This window comes from Spiroplasma sp. Moj (assembly GCF_016082285.1).
GTDB classification, from domain to species: domain Bacteria; phylum Bacillota_I; class Bacilli_A; order Mycoplasmatales; family Mycoplasmataceae; genus Spiroplasma; species Spiroplasma phoeniceum.
The window spans coordinates 1-8,405 of sequence record NZ_MQTY02000039.1 but is presented as its reverse complement, the minus strand read 5'-3'; the positions used below and the strand labels follow the sequence as shown (position 1 = coordinate 8,405).

Sequence of the window (8,405 nt, the reverse complement as noted above, 5' to 3'; positions counted from 1 at the left end):
ACATAATTAATTAAAATTATAATTTGCTGTTAGTATCTTTTTAAAAATATTTACAATTATTTTAATAAGTTATGCAAGAAGTCTAATGAATAATTGCTTTATCTAAAGGATTTTTTAATCCCGTTTGAAAATAACTATTTAAATATAAATATGTTAATAAACGATCATCTTTTTTATTATCTAATAACTGATAATCAACCAATTCAATTTTATCATTTGTTAAAGTTCCTGTTTTATCTGTACATAAAACATCAATTGCCCCTAAATTTTGAATTGCTTCTAATTTTTTAACAACTACTTTGGCTTTACTTATTCGACTGGCACCACGAGCAAGATTAGAAGTAACAATCATTGGTAGCATTTCTGGAGTTAAACCAACAGCAACTGAAATAGCGAATAATAAAGCAGATAACCAATCATTTTTTGTAATTCCATTGATAATAAAAACAATGGGAACCATTACAAACATAAATGATAATAGTAATCAGGTCGTTCTTTTAATTCCACGATTAAAACTATTTTCTAGTGGTTTAACTTGCAATGTTTTTGAAATTGTCGCATAATATGTTTGTGTTCCCACACCAATAACAACTGCAATTGCACTACCTGAAACAACACTTGTTCCCGTATAACAAATATTTTCTAACTCTAGTAAACTTGCTTTATGACGATTATAACTAGCATGCTTTTCAACAGGTAACGACTCACCGGTTAAACTGGATTGATTAATAAAAAGTTCATTACTTCATAATATTCGAACATCAGCAGGAACCATATCCCCACTTGATAAATAAATTAAATCACCTGGTACTAATTCATGAATTTCTAATTCTTTTGCTTCTCGAATTAAACTAGTATTATTTTTAACTGATACTTCAGAAACTTTTTCATCATCTTCTAATCGAATTACTGTAATTGTGTTACTAACTAAATCTGTTAGTTTTTTTGTCACGAAAAAACTGCGGATATCTTGAACATATGCAATTGTAGTACTAATAATAATCATAATAGCAATAATAATAACTCCAATAACTTCAAAACTATCACCACCTAAAGTAAAATAACTAATTATATTATAGGTCGCAATTAAAGCCAAAACAATATTAAAAGGATTTATTATATTATAGGTCGCAATTAAAGCCAAAACAATATTAAAAGGATTTAACAATACTTTTAAAAAATGTTTAAATCAATGAAATTTCATTTTTTCTTGCGAATTATAACCATATTTTTTACCCATTTCTTCTGCTCCATCATAAGTTAAACCAAAATTTTTAAGTTCAAAATGTTCTAAAATTTCGCTTTGAGAAAACTGGGAAATTTGTTTAATCTCATCAGTTTTTAAAAAACCAATTTCTTTTTTTCGTCCCTTAAACTCTTTATTATTTCCCTTAAATTTAGTTATTATTTTTGCCATTCCAAGACCCCTTTCTTAAAAAATATTTTTACCTAAATTATAAATTTAGGACTTTTAACACATACATTAACAATTTATAAATCAAATAAGACTTAAAGTAATAAAATTCCTAAATCAATAATATTTTTTATCCTTTTTAAATAATTTCACCTTAGCCTCTCATAATTTTATTCTTATGTTAATTATAACGAAAATAATTTAAATAAAACATAATTAATAATAAATAAAAAATAAGAATACATTAAAATTCTTAGTACTCTTATTTTTAATAACCTAACAATAAAAACTGGTTAATTAGATTGTATTGTAGCAGAAATATAGTTTGAAACATAAAATATGTTATGGAAGTCAAATCAATCTGAATTCATTCGTTTTGCAATTGAAACTTCTATTTTAATAGGAGACAACTTATCACTATTATTTCAAACAGAATTAATAGTATCTCAATTATCATATATTTGTTCTGCTAACCCAAGAAGATATTTTTCTTCGTTAACATTTGAATCAATTTCAACAGATTTAAACATTCTATTTATCAACACATTACTAAAACCTAATTTGCTATTAATACTATAATTAACTTTAATATGTTCTCAAAATGAGGGTTCAAAAACAGCATATAAAATTGTTGTTTCCGTAAAAAAATTATAAGAACATGTAATTTTATTTATGCTACTTTTGCTACTAGTTTGCGCTAAACTTGTTGGTTTATCATACATACTGACAGCACCTATTAAAGGTATTACATTGGGAGTTATACTAATTGTTCCTAAAAAAGCTATTATTTTTTTCATGAAATAATATTCTTTCTCTTTTTAATATAACTTTTAAATTAATACTATTTTATTATAACAAAGTTAAAAATTAATAAAACATTAGCATTTAATAAATTATGTCTTATCGTTTTCTTTTGTATCTGAATTTTCTACTAAATTTCTTTTTAAATCCTTACTAGAATTTTTATCATTAAATGACATTGTCATAGTTAATTTTTTATTAATTGTATCATTATTTTTCATTAGACTTCTTGCATAACCTAGTTATTTTAAAATTCCTATAAAATATATTTAAAATAGAAATTATAGGAATTTTAAAATAACTAGGTTATGCAAGAAGTCTATTCATATCCCAAATCATGGCAAAACTAAAATTAGCAATAATAATGTAATTGCTAAAATGGGACCAGTTTTTTCTGGCATTACAATAGCATTTAAAAAATATGAATAGATATTATATCCAATAATAGCAATAATACAAAGTACACTAATAACTGCAGCTGGAAGAAAATATCAATTTTTAATTGTTGCAATCCGTTGATGATAACGATTTCATATTCCCAAAGCAATAATTGTTCCATACATCAGAAATGCCATCACAACACCTGCATTACTAATAAAATCGTAAAAATTATAAGTTTCTTTTGCAAAAATAGTTGGAATACCCATAATTAGTCCTCATATTAATGTAATCATAACTGATACTAAAAAAATTGCAAAATTAATACTATATTTTTTCATAATTTTATTCCATAGTTTTGCACCAATAATAAAATTATCTTCAATTGATGAATGACTTAGTTTAACTAAAGAAAAACTATATCCATTTAAAGTTCCAAAAGCACTAATTAAAATAAAGAAGAAAATAATTTGTTCAAAAATTTTATTAATAACCGGATTACTAAAAATTTTACCCGCAGCAACAGCAACACTTCCTTTAGCATCTAAATTTAAAGTTCCAATTGAAACAAGTAAATAAAGTATTGTTACTGATGCTAAACCTAATACTAAAGCTAATGGAATATTTCGCTCTGGTTTTTTAACATCCTTTTGAATATATGTTGTTGATAAAAAACCATCAAATGAAAATAGAATCCCTGGCAAAGCCATTAAAATCATTTCCAATCCAGTTTTATTTGCAACTAATTTATATTTATCAGGATCACCTAAACCACTCTTACTTAATGCATTAGGGTCATTATTAAAAAAGAACATTCCAATTAAACCAATTAAAATTAATGGAATTAATTTTAAAACAACGGTTGTCATTTGAATATATTTTCCTGTTTTTTCTAAATAAGTACAAATATAAATTAATAAAACAGTATAAATAATTGAAAAACTCGTTAAAATTAATTGATAATTAGCATAACCTCCAACTTTTTCACTAAATACGATTTCTGCGGTCAAACCACCACCAAAAGCTCAAATTGAAGCTTTTGTTGTATAATACGCAACAGTAAAAGTTGTTAACGGAATATAAATATGGTTCATAGCGTTTCTCACTACACGACCAAACCATTTTCCCCCGAACATCTTTGCATACAAAGCAATACCTGAATTTGAATTTTGTTTTGCTGATGAAATTTCCATAAATGATAATCCAAATGAGAGAGCCATTAGACCACCAATTATCCATGCAATTAAACCTAGAACTCCATTCCCATTAGTTAATCCATATACACCTTCATTTTTAAAAAAGATTCCTGTTCCAACAACTGTTCCAACAACCATACAAAAGCACATAAAAAATCCATATTTTTGTGCTGTTTTTTTTCTGCATAACTTCACCTCATCATTCTTATTCATTTTTATTGTTTTTTAAAACTATGAAAATTTAAATAATACTTAGTATATTATTCTATAATCAAAATTTTAACATAAATCTGATAATTATTTTAACATTAAAATAATAATTAAAAGGAATGGTTATCATAAATAAACATTCCTTTTAACTATTTTTAAAATTATTTTATAATCAATTTTTTGTCACTTTAATATAACCAACTTTTGATAATTGCGCAGTGATACAATACGCTCCAATAACTCCTATGACGATTGGAATATATACTAATGGTGGTGCTGTCATTGGAAAGACATTGTTCAATGCATATGGAATTAAGAATCCTAATAATACAACAATTCCTGTGGCAACATTAACTGGTCAAGTTGGTTTTGATTGAATAAATGGAATTTGTTTTGTTCTAAACATTAACATAACAACGGTTTGAGTAATTAATCCTTCAATAAATCAACCCGATTGAAAAATTGCAACATGATAAGCGGCATTTGCCGAAGTAGGATCAGCATGATATGCACTAAAGACACCAAAACCATATCCCAAAATAATAAAGGTTATTACATCAAAAACACTACTAATTGGGCCGTTAACAACGGTAAATGATAACATACCTTTTGTACGTCAGCGCTGTGGTTGTAATAAGAAATCTTCATCAACACGGTCAAATACAACCACAAATTGTGAAAAATCATAAATTAAATTTTGAAATAACATTTGAACTGGCAACATTGGCGTAAATGGAATTCATCAAGCTACAATAATTAAAGTAAAAACATTCCCAAATTGTGAAGCCATTGTTATTTTAATATATTTTAAAATATTTCCAAATGTTAAACGTCCTTGTTCAATTCCTTGTTCAATTACATCTAATGATTTTTCTAATAAAATAATATCTGATGCTTCCTTAGCAACATCAGTTGCATTATTAACTGAAATTGCAATATCACTTTGTCGTAATACTGGCACATCATTAATTCCATCACCCATAAAACCAACAACATGATTATTCGCTTTTAGCAAACTAATAATTCGTGATTTCTCCGTTGGATTTAATTTAACAAAAACATTGTTAATTTCAACCGCACGTTTTAATTCATAGTCAGTCAACTTATCTAATTCTTCCCCAGAAATAATTCCTTTAATTTTCATTCCTACACGATCACAAATCGAACGCGTTACAGCAGCATTATCTCCTGTTAAAATTTTTAATTCAACACCACGAGTAGCTAATACTTTAACCATTTTTGATGCTGATGGTTTAGGAATATCTAAAAATGTTGCATAACCATAAAAAATTAAATCTTTTTCATCATTAATGTTATAAACTTTTTGATTTTCATTAACAACTTTATAACCAATTCCTAACACGCGGTATCCCTGATCATTCAAACGAGTTACCGTCTTAATGATTTGTTTTCTCATTTCATCATCTAAGTCAACAATTTTATTTTGATAATAAATTTTATTTGAAACATTAATAATTTCTTCAATTGCTCCTTTTGAAATTAATTTTGTATCTGCTGCATTTTTAACAATAATTGTTAAACGACGACGTTCAAAATCAAATGGAATTTCATCAACTTTTTGATATTTATCAGGAGCAAAATAATGTGTACTTTCTTTAACATAATCAATAATTGCTGAATCTAGTGGATTTTTAATTCCAGTTTGGAAATAGCTATTTAAGTATAATAATTTCAATAAATCTGGTTCTTTTTTATTGTCGAAACTAGCATAATTAATTAACTCAATTTTATCATTTGTTAAAGTTCCTGTTTTATCTGTACATAAAACATCAATTGCCCCTAAATTTTGAATTGCCCCTAAATTTTTAAATACTAATTTACTGCGGCTCATTTTACGAGCTCCTCGTGCTAAATTACTTGTCACAATCATTGGCAGCATTTCAGGAATAATTCCAACAATAGCTGCCGCTGTTCATGTTATTCCTCCTAATCAATCACTTTTTGTTCCTGAGTAAATTAAGTAAATAATTGGTGCCATAATCAACACAAACATAATTAATAGGAATGTTACTCGTTGCACTCCTGTTTGAAAATTAGTTAAAGGGCGTTTTTCTTGCAATACACTTAAAATTGACGAAAAATATGTTTTAACTCCCGTTTGAATAACCATTGCAATTGCACTACCTGAAACAACACTTGTACCCATTAAACAAATGTTTTCTAATTCTAATAAATTAACCTTATCTGTTGTTGCATGTTTCTCAACTGGCATTGATTCTCCGGTTAATGAAGCATGATTAATAAATAAATCACGACTAACTAAAATGCGAATATCAGCAGGAACCATATCCCCACTTGATAAGTAAATCAAATCTCCTGGTACTAAATCACGAACATCAATATCTTCTGATTTTTTGATTAATTCAAACATATTTTCGTAATTAATGTCAGTATATCCCTTGCCATCTCGAATCACTGTTGCTTTATTACTAACAATATTAATTAATTTTTTCGTTACAAAATGTGCTTTTATTGTTTGAATATAAACAACTGTTCCACTTGCAAAAATCATAACTGCTACAATAATTGCTGGTAAAATATCAGCAATTCCCCGTTCTGCAATAGGAGTTGAAAAATACTCATAAAAATTATAAATACTAATCGCAATTAGTACTAAATTAAAAGGTCCAAAAAATGATTTAAAAAAGTTTAGAACTCAATTAAATTTAGTAGTATCTACTTTATTGTGTCCATATTCTTTTTGTAAATCTTCGACATCAGCTGTCTTTATCCCAAACTGATTACTTTTAAATTCGTTTAATAATTCAGGTTGGTTAAGTTTTGAACATGCTTTTAATTTTTTATCATTAAAACTTAGCTTTTTTAATAAAGCTTCTTTTGTTCTATCTTTTCCAAACATGATTTGTTTCCTCTCTTACTTTGTTTAATGACACAACAAAATAAGATAAATTAACACAACTAAAAATAGTAGCAATTATAAATAACTGCGGTGATTATCTTCTTGATGGTCAGAAACAATATTAAATAATGTATTACTTTTGTAAAAATTGATACCCTTAATAATCCGGCTTAATTGTAAAAACAGTCCGGACTGTTCCTGCTGTCCAAGCATAGAAATCACCACTCTTTCTTTCTTAAAAATAATACCTATATATTTTAGCATAAAAAATAAGGCAAATATACCTTATTTAAAAAAAATTATCGTAAAATTGAATAAAACAAAAATTTTTAACAAAAAATTTGAACTTATAACGTATTAACAAAATCAATAATCCCTTTAGAATCATTATTAATATATAATTCTGATGGTAACACAACAACTTTGCTATTCTTCGCAATAGCAACTACTTTTGTTGATAAATATTCTACTTGAGGAGCTAATAAAATAATATTGTAATTATTATCTAATTGCTCTGGTGTTATCACAAAAAATTGCATATCATAATTATTTTTAACAATAACATCATTAATCTTATCTAAAATTCGATTAGCACTAATTCCTGCTGAACAAATTAAAGCAATTTTTATCATTTAGACCTCCATTTATTACTTATAATCTTTTTAAATTATACTGATTATAATTTAAAATGCAATCATAACAATAAAATNTTNTGTGAAAACCATATACATTTTAGACCACTGATTTAGTCTTTAAATTAGAATGGAGATTAAAATGAAAAAGTATATGGTAACAAGCATTCCAACTGAAAATGAATTATATTCATTACAACGAAAAATAAAAAAATGATATTTACAACAAAAACTTACAAAAGAAATAAATTATATTTATCAAAATGTCATTAATTATTTTAATTTATGTCAGAAATACTATNNNTATGAAAATTTATAATGACAAAATATGTAAATTAATAATTAAAATAATATGTACTAGCACATATATATATTTTAATTATATAATCATAATGGCGTGGAATTCAAAATTTAAATTTAATTAATAAATAAAAAACTTAAAAAAAAGTCTTACTAAATAAAAATCTTTAAAATATAGTAATTCTTTTATTTATATATTTGGCTAGTTCAAATTAAATTAAAAATATAATTATACAAAATTAGAAAAATAACCAACAATATTTTATTATAATTCAAATAATTGAAATAAAATTATTTTCTAAATTGAATAATCAAATTTCATTTTTAGTACATCAGTCTTTTTTTATTTTTCTTAACATTTTTTAAATTTAATATTTGTGAATTAAAAATCATATTTGAAGTTGACTTTATTAATTTTACTTTTATTTTATTTTATTTTTAAATTTTTATTAATAATATATTCGTAATGAATGTCATGAAAAAATATATTTTTTAGATATTTTAAATAAAAGTACTAATTTTATGTTTTCGAACGTTTTTTAAATTTAAATATTGTTAAATTATATTGATTATATCTTAATAATTTTATTTCT

Annotated in this window: 6 protein-coding genes; all 6 read right to left on the bottom strand. The window is 25.2% G+C overall.

Annotation, left to right across the window (positions count from 1 at the left end; genetic code table 4):
* Nucleotides 1–82: 82 nt before the first annotated feature.
* A complete protein-coding gene (locus BST80_RS02750) occupies nucleotides 83–1,417 on the bottom strand; it encodes an HAD-IC family P-type ATPase (protein WP_415745865.1) in 1,335 nt (444 codons plus the stop codon).
* A 290-nt stretch (nucleotides 1,418–1,707) separates the two neighbouring features.
* A complete protein-coding gene (locus BST80_RS02745) occupies nucleotides 1,708–2,211 on the bottom strand; it encodes a hypothetical protein (RefSeq protein WP_415745864.1) in 504 nt (167 codons plus the stop codon).
* A 96-nt stretch (nucleotides 2,212–2,307) separates the two neighbouring features.
* Nucleotides 2,308–2,436, bottom strand: coding sequence for a hypothetical protein (locus BST80_RS02740; RefSeq protein WP_415745863.1), 129 nt, complete (start codon nucleotides 2,434–2,436; stop codon nucleotides 2,308–2,310).
* A gap of 60 nt (nucleotides 2,437–2,496) precedes the next feature.
* Nucleotides 2,497–4,002 carry an APC family permease gene (locus BST80_RS02735; protein ID WP_415745862.1) on the bottom strand — a complete coding sequence of 502 codons (1,506 nt, stop codon included), beginning with the start codon at nucleotides 4,000–4,002 and terminating at the stop codon, nucleotides 2,497–2,499.
* Nucleotides 4,003–4,165: 163 nt separating this feature from the next.
* A complete protein-coding gene (gene mgtA, locus BST80_RS02730; RefSeq protein WP_415745861.1) occupies nucleotides 4,166–6,880 on the bottom strand; it encodes a magnesium-translocating P-type ATPase in 2,715 nt (904 codons plus the stop codon).
* A gap of 347 nt (nucleotides 6,881–7,227) precedes the next feature.
* Complete coding sequence (locus BST80_RS02725; RefSeq protein ID WP_415745860.1) at nucleotides 7,228–7,512, bottom strand: PTS sugar transporter subunit IIB; 285 nt, start codon at nucleotides 7,510–7,512, stop codon at nucleotides 7,228–7,230.
* Between the last annotated feature and the right edge of the window lie 893 nt (nucleotides 7,513–8,405).